Origin of the sequence: uncultured Pseudomonas sp., assembly GCF_913777995.1 — a bacterium.
GTDB lineage: Bacteria > Pseudomonadota > Gammaproteobacteria > Pseudomonadales > Pseudomonadaceae > Aquipseudomonas.
Window position 1 is genome coordinate 1 of record NZ_CAJYVE010000019.1, and the last position, 15,536, is coordinate 15,536.

At 64.0% G+C, this 15,536-nt stretch carries 16 protein-coding genes; 7 read left to right on the plus strand and 9 right to left on the minus strand.

Annotation, left to right across the window (positions count from 1 at the left end; translation table 11 throughout):
* Positions 1-418 (minus strand): LysR family transcriptional regulator (locus tag QZ497_RS07865; RefSeq protein WP_295472867.1); only part of this gene is annotated, 418 nt, incomplete at its 3' end.
* 134 nt (positions 419-552) lie between these two features.
* Between QZ497_RS07865 and ycaC the strand changes: the two genes are divergently transcribed.
* Together ycaC and QZ497_RS07875 are read left to right on the plus strand one after the other, a co-directional pair.
* Positions 553-1,179 carry an isochorismate family cysteine hydrolase YcaC gene (ycaC, locus tag QZ497_RS07870; RefSeq protein ID WP_295472869.1) on the plus strand — a complete coding sequence of 209 codons (627 nt, stop codon included), beginning with the start codon at positions 553-555 and terminating at the stop codon, positions 1,177-1,179.
* Positions 1,180-1,697: 518 nt separating this feature from the next.
* Positions 1,698-2,006: a hypothetical protein gene (locus tag QZ497_RS07875; RefSeq protein ID WP_295472871.1), complete on the plus strand. Its 309-nt coding sequence runs from the start codon at positions 1,698-1,700 to the stop codon at positions 2,004-2,006.
* A gap of 282 nt (positions 2,007-2,288) precedes the next feature.
* Here the strand turns inward: QZ497_RS07875 and moaA are convergent, their stop codons facing one another.
* From moaA to QZ497_RS07895, 4 genes are all read right to left on the minus strand, one after another.
* Positions 2,289-3,287: a GTP 3',8-cyclase MoaA gene (gene moaA / locus QZ497_RS07880; protein WP_295472873.1), complete on the minus strand. Its 999-nt coding sequence runs from the start codon at positions 3,285-3,287 to the stop codon at positions 2,289-2,291.
* 153 nt (positions 3,288-3,440) lie between these two features.
* Positions 3,441-3,836, minus strand: coding sequence for a VOC family protein (locus QZ497_RS07885; RefSeq protein WP_295472875.1), 396 nt, complete (start codon positions 3,834-3,836; stop codon positions 3,441-3,443).
* Entirely contained in the window at positions 3,833-4,807 is a 975-nt protein-coding gene (locus QZ497_RS07890; RefSeq protein WP_295472877.1) for a class I SAM-dependent methyltransferase, read from the minus strand. The genes QZ497_RS07885 and QZ497_RS07890 overlap by 4 nt, the downstream gene beginning before the upstream one ends.
* Positions 4,808-4,947: 140 nt before the next feature.
* Positions 4,948-5,232, minus strand: coding sequence for a hypothetical protein (locus QZ497_RS07895; RefSeq protein ID WP_295472879.1), 285 nt, complete (start codon positions 5,230-5,232; stop codon positions 4,948-4,950).
* Positions 5,233-5,839: 607 nt separating this feature from the next.
* On the opposite strand from QZ497_RS07895, the gene QZ497_RS07900 reads away from it, so the two are divergent.
* Both QZ497_RS07900 and QZ497_RS07905 read left to right on the plus strand, forming a co-directional pair.
* Entirely contained in the window at positions 5,840-7,414 is a 1,575-nt protein-coding gene (locus tag QZ497_RS07900) for a TerC family protein (protein WP_295472880.1), read from the plus strand.
* Between the two features lie 149 nt (positions 7,415-7,563).
* Complete coding sequence (locus QZ497_RS07905) at positions 7,564-7,836, plus strand: hypothetical protein (RefSeq protein WP_295472882.1); 273 nt, start codon at positions 7,564-7,566, stop codon at positions 7,834-7,836.
* 130 nt (positions 7,837-7,966) lie between these two features.
* Here the strand turns inward: QZ497_RS07905 and QZ497_RS07910 are convergent, their stop codons facing one another.
* Positions 7,967-8,533, minus strand: a complete 567-nt coding sequence (locus tag QZ497_RS07910) for a GNAT family N-acetyltransferase (RefSeq protein WP_295472883.1) — start codon at positions 8,531-8,533, stop codon at positions 7,967-7,969.
* A gap of 135 nt (positions 8,534-8,668) precedes the next feature.
* Here QZ497_RS07910 and cysC point away from each other — a divergent pair, with 135 nt between their 5' ends.
* Positions 8,669-9,274: an adenylyl-sulfate kinase gene (gene cysC / locus QZ497_RS07915; RefSeq protein WP_295472885.1), complete on the plus strand. Its 606-nt coding sequence runs from the start codon at positions 8,669-8,671 to the stop codon at positions 9,272-9,274.
* Here cysC and QZ497_RS07920 read toward each other — a convergent pair.
* Complete coding sequence (locus QZ497_RS07920) at positions 9,238-10,152, minus strand: LysR family transcriptional regulator (protein ID WP_295472887.1); 915 nt, start codon at positions 10,150-10,152, stop codon at positions 9,238-9,240. The two genes, cysC and QZ497_RS07920, sit on opposite strands and share 37 nt — an antisense overlap.
* A 104-nt stretch (positions 10,153-10,256) precedes the next feature.
* Between QZ497_RS07920 and QZ497_RS07925 the strand changes: the two genes are divergently transcribed.
* Positions 10,257-11,426, plus strand: coding sequence for an aspartate aminotransferase family protein (locus QZ497_RS07925; RefSeq protein WP_295472889.1), 1,170 nt, complete (start codon positions 10,257-10,259; stop codon positions 11,424-11,426).
* Positions 11,427-11,551: 125 nt separating this feature from the next.
* Positions 11,552-12,082: a DUF4174 domain-containing protein gene (locus QZ497_RS07930; RefSeq protein WP_295472891.1), complete on the plus strand. Its 531-nt coding sequence runs from the start codon at positions 11,552-11,554 to the stop codon at positions 12,080-12,082.
* Positions 12,083-12,216: 134 nt separating this feature from the next.
* Here the strand turns inward: QZ497_RS07930 and QZ497_RS07935 are convergent, their stop codons facing one another.
* Together QZ497_RS07935 and QZ497_RS07940 are read right to left on the minus strand one after the other, a co-directional pair.
* Positions 12,217-12,657: a CBS domain-containing protein gene (locus QZ497_RS07935; RefSeq protein WP_295472893.1), complete on the minus strand. Its 441-nt coding sequence runs from the start codon at positions 12,655-12,657 to the stop codon at positions 12,217-12,219.
* A 107-nt stretch (positions 12,658-12,764) separates the two neighbouring features.
* Entirely contained in the window at positions 12,765-15,362 is a 2,598-nt protein-coding gene (locus tag QZ497_RS07940) for an EAL domain-containing protein (protein WP_295472894.1), read from the minus strand.
* Positions 15,363-15,536 lie beyond the last annotated feature (174 nt).

Genomic DNA, 15,536 nt, shown 5'->3' on the forward strand with positions numbered 1-15,536 from the left:
CGAAGCCTTCATGCAACAGGTCGACGCGACGGTTGGTGCTTTCGATGAACAGCTCCACCTGTGGGTACTTGAGCATGTAGCGCGTGAGCATCGGCCCGACCCACGAGTTGAGCAGGGTAGTGGGGCAACTGATACGCACCAGGCCACGTGGTTCGCTGCGGTTGCGCTCGATGATCTCTGCCGCGCCCTCGGCTTCCACACGCATGGCCAGGCAACGGTTGTAGTAGGCCTGGCCGATCTCGGTCAGCGAGCAGTGGCGGCTGGTACGGTGCAGCAGGCGAACGCCAAGACGGTCTTCCAGGTCGGCGATGCGCCGGCTGAGTTTCGACTTGGGCATGTCCAGCGCCCGGCCCGCCGGGGCGAAGCCGCCATGCTCGACGACCTGGGTGAAGAAATAGAGGGAATTCAGGTCTTCCAAGATCGTTCTCCAGATAGAACGCTACAGACAATTTTTGCAGTCTACCGCATCAAAGGTGATGTTTTTAATCTGTACTCATCAACGCGCACTACCCCACCTACCGCACATCGAAGACACATTTGGGAGTACAGACCATGAGCCAATTCACCTACAACCGCCTGAACAAAGACGACGCCGCCGTACTGCTGGTGGACCACCAGGCAGGCCTGCTGTCGCTGGTCCGCGACATCGAGCCGGACAAGTTCAAGAACAACGTGCTGGCGCTGGCCGACCTGGCCAAGTTCTTCAACCTGCCGACCATCCTCACCACCAGCTTCGAGCAAGGTCCCAACGGCCCGCTGGTGCCGGAGCTGAAAGAGCAGTTCCCGGACGCGCCGTACATTCCACGCCCTGGGCAGATCAACGCCTGGGACAACGAAGACTTCGTCAAGGCGGTCAAGGCCACCGGTCGCAAGCAACTGATCATCGCCGGTGTGGTCACCGATGTCTGCGTGGCGTTCCCGACGCTCTCGGCCATTGCCGAAGGCTTCGAAGTGTTCGTGGTCACCGACGCCTCCGGTACGTTTAACGAAACCGTACAGCAGGCTGCCTGGGCGCGGATGACTGCCGCAGGTGCGCACCTGATGAACTGGTTCTCGGTGGCCTGTGAGCTGCACCGCGACTGGCGCAACGACATCGAAGGCCTGGGCAACCTGCTCAGCCAGCGCTTGCCCAACTACCGCAACCTGATGAACAGCTACTCGGCGCTCAGCGCTCGCTGATCTCGTCCGGCGGCGGCCCGCGCCGCTTCTGGAATACGCGGTCACAGGCAGACTGACAAGTTTTGTAGTGGTCTGAAATATTCACTACAAAACTTGTTGACGTCTGCCTTTTCGTTTTGCATGATGAGGCCATCTCCCCGATCGGGAGTGCTGCAAAGGTGTACAGAACAGGCCCGACAAGCCGTCGGGATGTTCCAGGATGTAGGCTGCCCACAAGGCAGATTGACGTAGATGACCCGGCCGACCGTCGTTACAGGCGAGAGCTGGCGAACCGACCTCATGACGCGCTTGTGGCTGATCTGTTCCCGATCGCCAGTCGAGTAATCGGCTTTCGCTGTTCTTCCTCTGGATCCGACGCCGCGCTGTAGTGGCTTCCCGTCAAGGCTACCTGCATCTCCTTCAAGCCCGGATGGTTCCGGTGGCACGCCACGTATCGTCGCGTTCACCGCCTGTTCGGCGCCGAGTCGATGTATCAAGCCATTTGATTTGAAACAGTGAACGAGCGAAGGAGCATCAACATGACTATCAACACCCTGACCATTGATGAACTGGCTCGTCTGTTTGCCGCCCGCAAGGACACCCTGGACAGCCACGTACTCTGGATCACCCGCGCGGGTGAAGTCCGCCTGGACCCCATGACACCGCATACCGAGGAACAGGCGTTCCGCGATGCCCAGCCGCAATTGTGCGCGGCATTGCCGATGTACCGGCGTGGTCTGGGCTATGTCGGCAAGAAGGCCGCCGCCGACCGGGACTTCATCGAGGAGCAGCTGGGCTGCCTGCGCCACGCTTGGCACCAGGCGCGTCCCAGTGCCCGCGTCGCCTAGTCCCGAGGGGACGGCGCCACGGTTCTGGTGGCGCTGTCTTCATTCTGTTGCAAAACCGGGACATGTAGCACGTGCCGGTTGTATCACCCGGCCATAATGGGATAGCGTTGATCTCATGGAGCCAGCGCGCGGCGCTGAAGTGACCAACGGGTCTAGACCACGTCGCTGGCTCTTCTGTCTATTTTCCCACCGAGCCTGCGAGCCTGCGAGCCCGCCCTCGACCGAACCCGGTCGCTGTCACAGTAACCGCTACCCGCACAACCTTGTGGCAAATGACGCCGGTCAGCCGCCGGTCATGTTCATGAAACGCACCACCTGTACTTCGTCATCGAGCCGGAAATCGTGGCTCCAGGGCTTGAGCTGCATGGCCTGGACGATGGCCTCGCGCAGCACTTGCGGCTGGCCGGGGTTGGCGCGCAGCACGGCTTTCAGATCGGCCGAATGCTCGTTGCCCAGGCACAACAGCAGGCGGCCTTCGACGGTGAGTCGTACGCGGTTGCAGGTGGCGCAGAAGTTATGGCTGTGCGGCGAGATGAAGCCGATGCGGATGGCCGGTGCCTCGGCGACGCGCCAGTAGCGCGACGGGCCCTGGGTCGACTCGGTGGAGGGCAGCAGCGTGTAGCGCTCGGCGATACGCTGGCGCACCGCTTCGCTGGAAAAGAAAGCTTCCTTGCGGCTGTGCTCGCTGATCGCGCCCAGGGGCATTTCTTCGATGAAGGAGATGTCCAGCTGGCGTTCGGCGGCAAACGCCACCAGGTCGTTGATCTCGTGATCGTTGCGGCCTTGCATGACCACGCAGTTGAGCTTGGTATGGGTGAAACCGGCGGCGATGGCGGCATCTATGCCGGCGATGACCTGCTGCAGGTCGCCGGTACGGGTCAATTCACGGAAGCGTTGCGGGTCGAGGCTGTCGAGGCTGATGTTCAGGCGCCGTACCCCGGCCTGATACAGCGGCGCGGCCAGTTTGCCCAGTTGAGAGCCGTTGGTGGTCAAGCACAGTTCGCGCAGGCCGGGCAGGGCGGCGATGCGCTCGCACAGGCCGACGATGCCGGAGCGTACCAGGGGTTCGCCGCCGGTCAGGCGGATCTTGCGGGTGCCCAGGGCGACGAAGCTTTCGGCAACCTGGTAGAGCTCTTCAAGGCTGAGGATCTGCTGGCGGGGCAGGAAGGTCATGTCTTCGGCCATGCAGTACACGCAGCGAAAGTCGCAACGATCCGTCACCGACAGGCGCAGATAGTCGACCTTGCGTGCAAAACGGTCCATCAGGACAGATTCAGCCATTTCACCCTCACCACTCATGACAACCGCCAGCTTGCGGGGCGCCTGCGCAATCGTCCAATCGCTTGTGACGATAGCATGATCGACCGGCTCTATGCCCGGCGTAGCGCCGCCTTTCAGGGAGTCTGACCCGCGTACTGGACGGAGGTTGTCGGTTTATTCGCCGGCCGCTTCGCGCAGCTGCACCACGTTGCCCTCTGGGTCGAAACCGTCGCAGGCCCTGAAGTTGCGTGCCTCCCACTCCTGGGCGGGGGTGCCAAGACCGCCGCCGCACTGTTCAGCCTGTTGCCGGGCGGCCGCCAGGCTGGCGACGGGGAACACCAGCTTGACCGGCAGGTCCTGGCGCAGCGCCGGCGGACGGGTGATCTCCAGGCGTTTGGCGACCTCTGCTGGCACCGCGTGCAGGACCAACTGATAGGTGGCCGATTCCATGACGATCAATCGCGCTTGCTGCACAGTGACCTGCAGGCCGGCGACCTGCCGGTAGAACTGTGCCAGGCCTGGCAGGTCCTTGCCGAACAACACGGCGCCGTGCTTGGGAAGCTGAGTCATGCTTGAAACTCCGGTTCGGTTGACGGTGCGTTCTCGTCCAGAGCGAAGACCAGCACCTTGAGGCTGCCATCGACACTGGCATCGGGAAACTCTGGCGGGTTGTCCAGGCGTTCGACGAACTGCAGCTGCGGCGCCTCGCGGGCCGTCTGCTCGATGAGAAATTGCGGGCCAATGGCCGGATCGTTCATGCACGCCAGCACCCGCCCATCGGGGCTGAGCAGCTGCGGCAGACGGCGCAGCACCCGCTGGTAGTCCTTGTCGAGCACGAAGCTGCCTTTCTGGAAGGACGGCGGGTCAACGATGATCAAGTCGTAGGGGCCGCTGCGGCTGACCTTGCCCCAGGAATTGAACAGGTCATGGCCGAGAAAACTCACCCGGCCCAGGTCGTGGTCGTTGAGCTTGTGGTTTTCCCGGCCACGGCTGAGCGCGGCCTTGGCCATGTCCAGGTTGACCACCTGCTGCGCGCCGCCGGCGATGGCGGCCACGGAAAAGCCGCAGGTGTAGGCGAAAAGATTGAGTACGCGCTTGCCTGCCGCCTGCTGGCGCACCCAGTCGCGACCAAGGCGCATGTCGAGGAACAGCCCGGTGTTCTGCTTGCGGCCCAGGTCCAGCTTGAAGCGCAGACCGCCTTCGCTGATCAGCCAATGCTCGACCGGCTCGCCGAGCAGCCATTCGCTGTCGCTTTGCGGTTTGTAGCGGTGCTGCAGCAGCAGGCTGTGCGCCTGGCTGTCCCGCCATGGCGCGGAGGTGGTCCACTCGTGCAGCTGCTGGCGCAGGGCATCCAGCTCGTGCGGCTCAGGCTCGCGGAACAGTGCCACCAGTACCACGCCCTGCAGCCAGTCCACGGTGATGTGCTCCAGTCCCGGCCATACCCGGCCACGGCCATGGAACAGGCGGCGAGTTTCGGTCGGTGCGGGGGACAGGGCATCGAGCAGATGCTGGTGCAGGACAGCGAGGGATTGCGGAGTCATGGCGGAAGTCGTCGACAAACAAGCCGCACATCTTAACAGCTCAGGCCCGCCGGGCGTCGCCCGCGGGCCGATGAAAAAGGAACGCAAGAAAAAGGGGAAGCGTCATGCTTCCCCTTGTGGGCCTGGCGGGCAGCCGCGCGTCAGAGGTTCTGCGCGCTGACGATCATTGCCTGGGCCATCTGTTCCTTCTGCGCTTCGCTCATGGTGTCCCAGATGTGCGTCTTGGCGTAGTAACCCAACCCACCCAGGCAGTAGGCGCTCAGAGCCACCACCAGCAGGATGCTCGACAGGCTCCAGCTGGCCTCGCGCTCCTGTTCGCGGGTGAAGTCGCGAGCATAGCGTTTGTCGGCATGGTGACGTGGGTCCTGTTCCGAGGAAAAACGTTTAAGCCATTGGGACAGGTGGGATACTACATACCGCAGCATGGAAATGGGCCTCGATGAGTTCGTATGAAAAGGATGGCCAGCCTGGCAACGCCGGGTCGACCGCAATTTGCAGATCCTGAAAACGCAAAAAGCCCGTCATAGGGACGGGCTTTCTTATTAGTCTGACGATGCACCGGATCTGCGGTCGCTGCCAGAAAGGCAGTTCGCGACACGGGGTCATTCGTCGAATTGGCAATATCTTAAAACAAATCAGGCCTTGATCTCCAGCGCTGAAGCACTGTTGTCTGACAACTGGTCGCCGCAGGACTGTGGCTTATTGTCGCAGCAGGGCCGTGATCGCGATCATCTCAGTGTCTCGGTCAAGCTTTGTAATACTTATCCGAACATTGAAATGTGACTCGCTGTTGTAGGATTTGCTCCCGTATTGAATTTCAGGATGCCATGAACACCCTCCAGGAACCTCCCAATCGCCGCAATCGCGTTTCCACGCCATTCTCGATCGCTCGCTGCGCCCGCAGCGACAGCTTGCGGCACGGCCAGTCGGCCTGCCTTTCCCGTATCAGCGTCTCTGTCCTCGAGCAAAGCCCGGTCCTGGCTGACCGCGTGCTGACGTCTGCCCCTCATATCTGCCAGAAGAACTGACCTCATGGAATGGATTGCTGATCCCACGGCATGGCTTGGCCTGCTCACTCTCATCGTGCTGGAACTGGTTCTGGGTATCGATAACCTGGTGTTCATCGCCATCCTCGCCGACAAGTTGCCACCGCACCAGCGCGACAAGGCGCGGATCATCGGCCTGACCCTGGCGCTGTTGATGCGTCTGGGCCTGTTGGCCAGTATCTCGTGGATGGTGACCCTCACCACGCCGCTGTTCGAAGTGTTCGGCCAGAGCTTCTCCGGGCGCGACCTGATCATGCTGTTCGGTGGTGTATTCCTGCTGTTCAAGGCCACGATGGAATTGCATGAACGCCTGGAAGGCCATGTCAGCCAGCGCGCCACCACCGGTAGCTACGCCCTGTTCTGGCCGATCGTCGCGCAGATCGTGGTGCTTGATGCGGTGTTCTCGCTCGACGCGGTGATTACCGCCGTGGGCATGGTCGAGCACCTGTCGGTGATGATGATCGCCGTGATCATCTCCATTGGTGTGATGATCGTCGCCAGCAAGCCGCTGACCAGGTTCGTCAACGCACACCCGACGGTGATCATGCTGTGCCTGGGCTTCCTGATGATGATCGGCTTCAGCCTCACCGCCGAAGGCCTGGGCTTCCACATTCCGAAAGGTTACCTGTACGCGGCCATCGGCTTCTCGATCCTCATCGAGCTGTTCAACCAGATTGCCCGCAAGCGCCGCAAGGCTTCGGCGCATGGCAGCCTGCCACGCCGCGAGCGTGCCGCCCACGCGGTGATGCGCCTGCTGGGTGGGCGCAAGCTGGAGGAAGGCTCGGTGGACGAAGAGATCAGCGACCTGGTCGAAGATGCCTCGGGCAGTGAAGAAGCGGTGTTCGACCGCCGCGAGCGGGTGATGATCAGCGGCGTGCTGCAGCTGGCCGAGCGCCCGATCCGTACGGTGATGACCCCGCGCGCCGAGGTGGAATACATCGACCTCAAGGATGACGCCGAGAAGATCCGCCTGAAGCTGATGCATTCTTCGGTGTCGCGCCTGCCGCTGGTGGGCGAGGGCGGCATCGACGAACCGCAAGGCTACGTGCACAAGAAAGAGCTGCTGCGTGAGCTGTTGGCCGGCAATGAGCCGGACATGGCCCTGATGGCGCGCAAGGCGATCAACCTGCTGGAGAACTTCTCGATCCTCAACGCCCTGGAGCAGATGCGCAAGGAGTCGACGCACATCGCCTTCGTGGTCAACGAGTTCGGTGATTTCATCGGCATCCTCAGCATGACCGACATCCTTGAGTCCATCGCTGGCCAGTTGCCCGACGCCAGCGAAATGGCCGGCCCGGATGTCGTCGTGCAAGGCGATGATTTCCTGGTCTCCGGTGCCCTCAACCTCAACCTGATCCGCGAGCGCACCGGTTTTCAGGCGCGTGTCACCGAGGACTACCAGACCCTTGCCGGCCTGGTGATGAGCCTGCTCGACCGTCTGCCGGTGATCGGCGACAGCCTTGAATACCAGGGCTGGAAGCTGCAGGTCGCCGCTGTCGAAGAGCGACGGGTCACCCGCGTACTGCTGCAGCCGCCCGCCGCGCTGCAAAGCACCCGATGATGGCCAGCCGCCCAGCCTGCAGGCCCCGGATGACGGGGCGTGCAGCTGGTCGGCTGGTTTAAACGGGAGGCCTTGAGGCCGGTCTATCCTGCCTCATTCCCCGTGGCTTCAACGTGCAGTCAGCCACCTCACCGCACACGGAGCCAGCCATGACTGCCGCAGCCCTGTTCAACCCCAACCTGACCTACGACGTGATCTCGACCCGCAAGGCCCATCCTGTGTGGCGCATCCGCGAGCGCAAGGTGTACGCCTACCTGGAGCACGATCCGCGCCGCGACTGGAGCGGTGAAATCGGGACCCTGAGTCTGGGCACGCCGCAACGCCTGGTCGATCACGACGGCCATACCATGGCCTGGATCGTCGGCAACGAGGTGCGCGACATCAAGGGCCAGCGTTTCGCGCTCAGCGAAGTCAAGGAGTGAACGGGTGTCACCTCGTGCCGGATAGCCACAGGGTGCAGGCGCGCTGGCCCGGTGGGACCGGCTTCAGCCCGGAAGCTTTTTGCGACTGAGGTCCCCTGTGCCGAAAAGAGAGGCGCGAACGACCGTGCGCTCAACGCCGCCGTGGCCGGGAGACCACCGACTCGATGTTCTTGCGCCCGATCAGCATCGGCCGTTCGGGTCGAGTGTCAGGGCCCAGCCACTTGTACATCACCAGGCAGTCCACCAACCCCTGCCGCGCATGCCGGTAGGCCTTGGGCAGACGCCCGACGGTCTCGAAGCCCAGACGGGTCCATAGCCCGACTGCCACCGTATTGCAGGCCACCACGGAGTTGAACTGCATGGCCTGGAAACCGCTCTGCCGCGCCAGCTGCTGCGAGTGCTCGCACATCAGCCTGGCCACACCGCGACCTCGTGCGGCCTCGGCGACCATGTAGCCGCAATTGCACACATGATTGCCGGGCCCGGCGGCGTTGGCCTTGAGGTAGTAGCTGCCCAGCAGTTGGCCGTCCTCTTCGGCGACCAGGGTGTGCAGCGGCAGGTCCAGCCACAGGGCGGCGGCCTGCTCGGCGTTCAGCGCGGGGTCGTAGGCGTAGGTTTCCTGAGCGGCGACGACGGCCTGGAAGGTTGGCCAGAACAGCGCGAAGTCTTCGCGGGTCATGGGGCGGATGCTGATCATGGAAGTCCTTGCAGTTTCAAGCGTGTGGCGCACCTTATGCGTCAGAGGCGCCGCCCTGCAAGCCTGGCTTGCCGAGCTTCGGGCTTGGCGTTACCGTCACGCCAGGAGTGCGCCATTCGTCATGCAAGGAAGACCATGCCCAGTCACGCTTCAGATTCCCCCTCCGTACCGTCCAGCGCCGCCGCAGGCGCGGGCCACGTATTCTGGCTGACCGGACTGCCGGCAGCGGGCAAGACCACCCTGGCCAGGGCGCTGGCGCAACGTCTCGACGCGCAGGGCCTGCGTGCCCTGGTGCTCGATGGCGATGAGTTGCGCCGTGGGCTGTGCGCCGACCTGGGCATGAGCGATGCCGACCGCCGCGAAAACATCCGTCGTGCTGGCGAAGTGGCGCTGCTGTTGCAGCGTGCCGGGCTGCACGTGATCTGCGCGTTCGTTTCACCGTTCGCCGAGGACCGTCAGCGGGTGCGCCGGCTGTTCGCGATCGGGCAATTTACCGAGGTGCATGTCAGCACCTGCCTGGAAGTGTGCATGGCGCGTGACCCCAAGGGGCTTTATGCCAAGGCGCGTCGTGGCGAGTTGCACAACCTCACCGGCTGGGACGCGCCGTTCGAGGCGCCTGTCGACGCGGAGTTTCGCTTCGACAGCCACAGCATGGCCATCGCGCCGCTGCTCGAGGCCTTGTGTGAACGCGCTGCGGCCAGCGCTCAGTCGGCCGGCTTGCCCCACTGTTCCAGCACGTAGTCGACGAAAGCGCGCAGTTTTGGCAATCGATAGCGATCCTGCGGGTAGATCAGGTGCATCGGGCGGCTGGGCAGGCCGTATTCGGGCAGCAGGGCGATCAGACGGCCGCGGGCCAGGTCCTCTTCGACAAGCGCATCGGGCAGCATCACGATACCCATGCCACTGCGCGCTGCCTGGTACAGCGCGGCGGTGTTATTGAGGGTCAGGGGGCCGGAAACCGGGACCTCGATCTCGCCATCCATGCCATGAAGCCGCCATTTTCGTTCGACGGTGCTCCAGTCGTCGCCGGCCGGGTAGGCGAAGGCCAGGCAAGCGTGCTGGCTGAGCGCTTCGGGGACCTGCGGGGTGCCGTGGCGCGCCAGGTAGGCGGGCGCGGCGCAGATGGTCAGGGTGTAGTCCTGCAGCGGCCTGGCCACAAGGCGCGTCGAGGAGGGCAGCGTCCCCATGCGGATGCCGGCGTCGAAGCCGGACTCCAGCAGGTCGGTGCGCTGGTTGCTGAGCATCACGTCCAGGCGGATGCGTGGATAACGCTGGTGGAAGCCATGCAGGGCCGGGGCCAGGCGCTCGGAGCCGAAGGTCAGCGGCGCGGTGATGCGCAGCGTGCCGATGGGTTCGCCGACGGTCTGCTCGGCGAGCTGCTCGGAGTCGGCGACCAGGCCCAGCACCTCGGTGCAACGCTGGTAATAGGCCTCGCCAAACTCGGTGAGACGCTGGCGGCGCGTGGTGCGCTTGAGCAGGCCGACCCCCAGGCGTTGCTCCAGCGCGCGCAGGTGATTACCCACCATTGTGGTGGAAATCGCACATTCGCGGGCTGCGGCGGTCATGCTGCCGGACTCGACCACTTTGACGAACACCGACATGGCCTGGAATAGATCCATTGACAACTCACACTTGAAAGATTTTGAAGTTTTGCCGGGTTTATCCAGCAAGGGTGGCTAACGATACTGCAAGGCAACCCCGTACCACCATGGAGCCCGCCGTAATGACCGCCGATTGCCTGATGAGCACCTACCAGCCGATGCCCTTGAACTTCGTACGTGGCCTCGATACGCGCCTGTGGGACCAGGACGGGCGTGAATACCTTGACGCGGTGGCCGGGGTCGCGGTGACCAACATCGGGCACGCACACCCCGCGCTGGTTGAGGCGATCAGCGAGCAGGCCGGGTTACTGTTGCACACCTCCAACCTGTACGGCATTGACTGGCAGCAACGTCTGGCGCGTGCCCTGGTACGCCTGTCCGGACTGGAAAAGGTGTTCTTTTGCAATTCCGGTGCCGAAGCCAACGAGGCGGCCCTCAAGCTCGCCCGGCTGCACGGCTGGTACAAGGGCATCGAACAGCCCCTGGTGGTGGTCATGGAAGACGCCTTCCATGGTCGTACCCTGGGGACCCTTGCCGCCAGCGACGGCCCGGCGGTACGTCTGGGATTCGCGAAGTTGCCGGGGGATGTGCTGCGCGTGCCGTTCGGCGACCTGGCGGCCTTCGACCAGGCCTGCGCCCGTCACGGCGCACGCATTTCGGCGGTGCTGGTAGAACCGGTGCAGGGTGAGGCCGGGGTGCGGGTCGCCCCGGCAGGTTATCTGCAAGCGCTGCAGGCGCGCTGCGCGCGGCGCGGCTGGCTGTTCATGGTCGATGAGATCCAGACCGGGCTGGGGCGTACCGGTCGGTGGTTCGCCACCGAGCACGCCGGCATCGTGCCGGATGTCATGACCCTGGCCAAAGGGCTTGGCAACGGCGTGCCCATTGGTGCCTGCCTGGCCAGGGGGCAGGCCGCCGGCCTGTTCACCCCCGGCAGCCACGGCAGTACCTTCGGTGGCAACCCCCTGGCCTGTCGGGCAGGCTGCACCGTGCTGGAAGTCATCGAGCGGCAACAATTGGTCAATAATGCCCGCGAGCAGGGCGAGTACCTGCTGGCGGCCCTGCAGGCGCGCCTGGCGGATTGCGCGAAGGTGGCCGAGGTGCGCGGGCTGGGGCTGATGATCGGCATCGAGCTGCACTCGGCCATTCCGGGTCTGGCCCTGGCGGCAGCCCGTGAGCAGGGCCTGCTGATCAATGTCACCCGTGGCCGGGTGGTGCGTCTGCTGCCGCCGCTCACCCTGGCGCGCGCGCAAGCGCAGAGGATCGTCGAAGCACTGCACAGCCTGCTGGCCTGAGGCACCACTGGCCGGGCGGGTGAAATTTGCGCTGTACCGAAAGGACTCACATGGGGTAGAAACCCACATGGGATTTGCGAATCACATCGCAACATGCCGACCCATGGATTTACAAGGAGCTCCCCATGCCTATCCGGTCACTGACCCTTGCCACCCTGTTGCTGGCCGCCGCGCCGGTGTTCGCCGCCGATGGCGACACGCCGCTGGCGCAGGAGCGCGGCAAGGCCAGGCCTCTGATCATCATCGCGCCCAGCCCCACCGACCCGACCCTGGTGCATCTCAAGAAGGCCCTGGAAGAACCGGCCAATCGCGAGGCGTTCGCGCAGCGCAACATGGTGCTGTACACCGTGGTGAACACCATCGGCGAGCGCAACGGCAAAGGTATGGACGCGCAAGCGACCATGGCGCTGATCCGTGAGCTGAAACTGGGCGCGGGCAACAAGACCCGCGTCATTCTGGTAGGCAAGGACGGCGAGAAGAAGATCGAGGCCGACAGCATCGAGCCCAAGGAAATCTTCGCCACCATCGACCAGATGCCGATGCGCGAGAAGGAAGCCGCTGCACCGGCTCCGGCCGCTGCGGCCCCAGAAGCGCCAGCTCCGGCGCCGAAAGCGGCGAAGAGCGGCAAGGGCGCTGCGGCGGCCCTCGACGACTGAGTTTTCCATCAAGCCTCGCCAGCACAGGTTCAGCCGCACTGGACTTGTGCCTGGGCCGGCCTTTCTTGCGGCCAGGCCGCTGCGCCGGATTCCGCTAGCGTCTGCACGACCCCAAGCAGCGGCCTCAGGTGGCGTCACTCCCCGCGAATATACTGCTCCAGCTGCTGAATCAGGCTGGCCTGTTCCGCGATCGCTTCCTTGACCAGGTCACCGATCGACAGCAGGCCGAGCAGTTCGCCGTTGTCGACCACCGGCAGGTGTCGCAGGTGGTGGTCGGTCATCAGGTTCATGCAGGTCTCGACGTTCTGCGCCGAGTCCACGGTGATCACCTTGCTGCTCATGATGGCGCTGACCGGTGTACCGACCGAGGAGCGGCCCAGCAGCACCATCTTGCGGGCATAGTCACGTTCGCTCACCACGCCGATGACGGCACCGTTCTCGACCACGGCCAGGGCGCCGATGTTCTTCTCGGCCATCAGGCGCAGCGCATCGATGACCAGCGCATTCGGGGCGATGCTGTGGACCTGGCGGTGCGCTTCGGGTTTGAGTTTGAGCAGTTGGGCAACGGTCTTCATGGTGCTCTCCGGGTACGGGGCTTGTTGTCGGTAACCTTGCCGGGCAAGCATCGGACAAGCCAGTTCGGGCCGCAAGCCTGAAAGCGGCGTATACCGGGAAGAAAACGTCAATCGGGTTGATAGGCGCTGTCACTTTGCCGGGCAATGGCCTCCAGCAGGGCCGCCAGGGGCATGGGGCGGCTCAGGAAGTAGCCCTGTGCTTCATCGCAGGCGAAGGAGGCCAACTGCTGCAACTGCTGTTCGGTCTCGACCCCCTCGGCCGTGACGCTCAAGGACAGTGCCCGGCCCAGGTCGATGATCGCCTGGACGATGCAGCGGCCCTGGGCGCTGCGGTCGATCTCGTTGATGAAGCTGCGGTCGATCTTCAGGGTGTCGAACGGGTAATCCTTGAGGTAGCTGAGCGACGAATAGCCGGTACCGAAGTCGTCCATCGACAGGCGCACGCCCAGGGCCTTGAGTGCCAGCATCAGCTCCAGGCTGGATGGCGCATCGTCGATCACCACCCGTTCGGTCAGCTCCAGTTCCAGCCGCGCCGCCGGCAGGCCGGTGGCGGCGAGTACCGAGCGGATGCGCTCCACCAGCCCGGCGGTGCGAAACTCCACGGCGGAAATGTTCACCGAGACACGCAGCTCGCCTGGCCATTGCAGCGCATCGGTGCAGGCACGCAGCAGCACCCAGTCACTGAGCGGCACGATCAGGCCCTTTTCCTCGGCCAGGCCAATGAACTGGTCGGGCATGCACAGGCCCAGTTGCGGATGTTCCCAGCGGATAAGCGCTTCGGCGCCGCTGATGCGGCCGCTGCGGATGTCATAGCGGGGCTGGTAGCGCAGGCTGAACTGGCCGTGCTGCAGCGCCTTGCGCAGATGTTTTTCCAGTTCGCGCTGGCGCTCCATGAGCTGGGTCATGGCGGGCTCATAGAAGCGCCAGGTATTGCGACCGCCTTTCTTGGCCTGGTACAGCGCCAGGTCGGAAAAGCGCAGCAGGTCTTCAGCCAGCGTGCCATGGGTCGGCGCGCAGGCGATACCGATGCTCAGACCGATGACCACTTCCTGGCCGCTGACCACGAACGGCTGGTCGATGGCGCCGATCAGGCGCTGACACAAGGCTTCGGTGGCTGCCTGGTCAGGCACCGTGTCGAAGAGCATCACGAACTCGTCGCCTCCCTGGCGTGCCAGCAGTGCACCCTCGGGTTGGCAGCGCGTCAGGCGCAGCGCCACCTCACGCAGGACCTGGTCACCGCCACTGTGGCCGTACAGATCGTTGACCGGCTTGAAATGGTCCAGGTCCAAGGTCAGCAACGCCAGCGACTCAGCCTCGCCCGTCAGACGCTCAAGACGCGCTTGCAGCGCCTCGCGCAGGCGCGAGCGGTTGGCCAGGCCGGTGAGGGCGTCATGCTCGGACAACTGACGCAGACGTGCCTCGGCTGCCACCTCACGGGTGATATCCGAGGCACTGCCCTGGTAGCCCACCACCTGGCCGGCGTTGAGCACCGGCCTGGCGGCGAGCAGGCTGGTCAGGGTGTCGCCGTGCAGCGTGACATGGGTACAGCGCAGCACTGCCCGCGGCCCGCCGGTATGCTGGTTGGCGATCCACGTGCCCAATGGCTGTTCCAGACTGTGCAGCAGGTGGTCGAGACGCTGGCCCAGCCAAGCCTGGGCCGGCTGTCCGGTGATGGTTTCGAAGCGCTCGGACAGGTAGAGCAACCGCAGTTCCAGGTCGGTTTCCCAGAACCAGTCGGAAGCGGCCTCGGCCAGATTGCGAAAACGCGCCTCGCTGTCGCCGAGGGCGGTGCGGCTGGCCTGGATGACGGTGTATTGATGATCGAGCAGGCGGGCGTTGTTGAGGGTTCGGCGCGCAATGCGCACGGCCATGAAGAGCAACACGACCAGTGAAACCAGCAGTGTCGGCAACAGGACCTTGAGCAGGCGGTTGCCCGGCTGCTCCGGGTTCCAGCGCAGCACCCACTGTGGCGCGATCCGCAGCTGTGGCTCGGCGGTCGTATCCGTGCTGTCGATGGCAGCACGCAGTTGATCGATCTCGTAGCTGTCACCCATTGCCCTGAGCTTGCCTGGATTGAGCAGATAGGCCAGGACCAGCACCGACTGCTCGCCGGTGACGTCTTCCACGTCGACCCTGTTACCGGGGCCGAGCCGGGCGGCGCTGAGCAGCACGGGCTGGCCATAGCGCTCGACGATACGCAGGGCGACATCGTCTTCGTCGTTGGCCTCGCGGGCCTCCTGTATGAGGTCTTCAGGAAAGACCTTGAGCCAGGCCTGCAGGCTGGCGTCACTGAGTTGACCTTGCTCGACGGCATAGGTGGTACGGTTGCCAGGGCCAATGACGAAGATGCCCTCGAAACCGAAGTGGTTGAATAACGACGGGCCGAGGTTGTCGCGGGTGAACGCCCAGTCCAAGTCGGTTCGCAGGTGCAGGGCACTGTAGGCGTCGCCCCAGTTGGCGTTGTCGCGGGTCGTGGTGGTCAGGCGCTGCTCGGTGGCTTGCCAGAGCTTTTCCGCCAGGCGCTGGCTGTGGGCGCTGGTCTCACGGTTGAGCTGCCAGGCGATCGACAGCACCATCGCGATCATCAGCAGCGAGATGGCGCCCAACAGCCCCAGCAGCACGAACAATGTGCGTCTGACCAGCAGGGCATTGCGCGAGGGCGCGGTGCCGAGCGTCGAGATGGCTGGAGATTGGGCTGCAGTCATAGTGCTATTACCGGGCGCTTTTAATGAACAGGTATAGACGGCTGCCCGTCGCCCTGCCGACTTCATGCCTCTTGCCCGGTTTATCGGCAGCACCGGGTGGTCCATGAGGTTTTCTGCGAATGCCCGGCGTGTGCCGCAGGTAGAATCCGTATCCAGTTCAAGCAGGCGAGGCAG

What these genes read in the sequence shown, in the direction of transcription:
- ycaC (WP_295472869.1), top strand. Translation starts at nt 553, where the DNA reads ATGAGCCAATTCACCTACAACCGCCTGAACAAAGACGACGCCGCCGTA.
- QZ497_RS07875 (WP_295472871.1), top strand. Translation starts at nt 1,698, where the DNA reads ATGACTATCAACACCCTGACCATTGATGAACTGGCTCGTCTGTTTGCC.
- moaA (WP_295472873.1), bottom strand. Translation starts at nt 3,287, where the DNA reads ATGGCTGAATCTGTCCTGATGGACCGTTTTGCACGCAAGGTCGACTAT.
- QZ497_RS07885 (WP_295472875.1), bottom strand. Translation starts at nt 3,836, where the DNA reads ATGACTCAGCTTCCCAAGCACGGCGCCGTGTTGTTCGGCAAGGACCTG.
- QZ497_RS07890 (WP_295472877.1), bottom strand. Translation starts at nt 4,807, where the DNA reads ATGACTCCGCAATCCCTCGCTGTCCTGCACCAGCATCTGCTCGATGCC.
- QZ497_RS07895 (WP_295472879.1), bottom strand. Translation starts at nt 5,232, where the DNA reads ATGCTGCGGTATGTAGTATCCCACCTGTCCCAATGGCTTAAACGTTTT.
- QZ497_RS07900 (WP_295472880.1), top strand. Translation starts at nt 5,840, where the DNA reads ATGGAATGGATTGCTGATCCCACGGCATGGCTTGGCCTGCTCACTCTC.
- QZ497_RS07905 (WP_295472882.1), top strand. Translation starts at nt 7,564, where the DNA reads ATGACTGCCGCAGCCCTGTTCAACCCCAACCTGACCTACGACGTGATC.
- QZ497_RS07910 (WP_295472883.1), bottom strand. Translation starts at nt 8,533, where the DNA reads ATGATCAGCATCCGCCCCATGACCCGCGAAGACTTCGCGCTGTTCTGG.
- cysC (WP_295472885.1), top strand. Translation starts at nt 8,669, where the DNA reads ATGCCCAGTCACGCTTCAGATTCCCCCTCCGTACCGTCCAGCGCCGCC.
- QZ497_RS07920 (WP_295472887.1), bottom strand. Translation starts at nt 10,152, where the DNA reads ATGGATCTATTCCAGGCCATGTCGGTGTTCGTCAAAGTGGTCGAGTCC.
- QZ497_RS07925 (WP_295472889.1), top strand. Translation starts at nt 10,257, where the DNA reads ATGACCGCCGATTGCCTGATGAGCACCTACCAGCCGATGCCCTTGAAC.
- QZ497_RS07930 (WP_295472891.1), top strand. Translation starts at nt 11,552, where the DNA reads ATGCCTATCCGGTCACTGACCCTTGCCACCCTGTTGCTGGCCGCCGCG.
- QZ497_RS07935 (WP_295472893.1), bottom strand. Translation starts at nt 12,657, where the DNA reads ATGAAGACCGTTGCCCAACTGCTCAAACTCAAACCCGAAGCGCACCGC.
- QZ497_RS07940 (WP_295472894.1), bottom strand. Translation starts at nt 15,362, where the DNA reads ATGACTGCAGCCCAATCTCCAGCCATCTCGACGCTCGGCACCGCGCCC.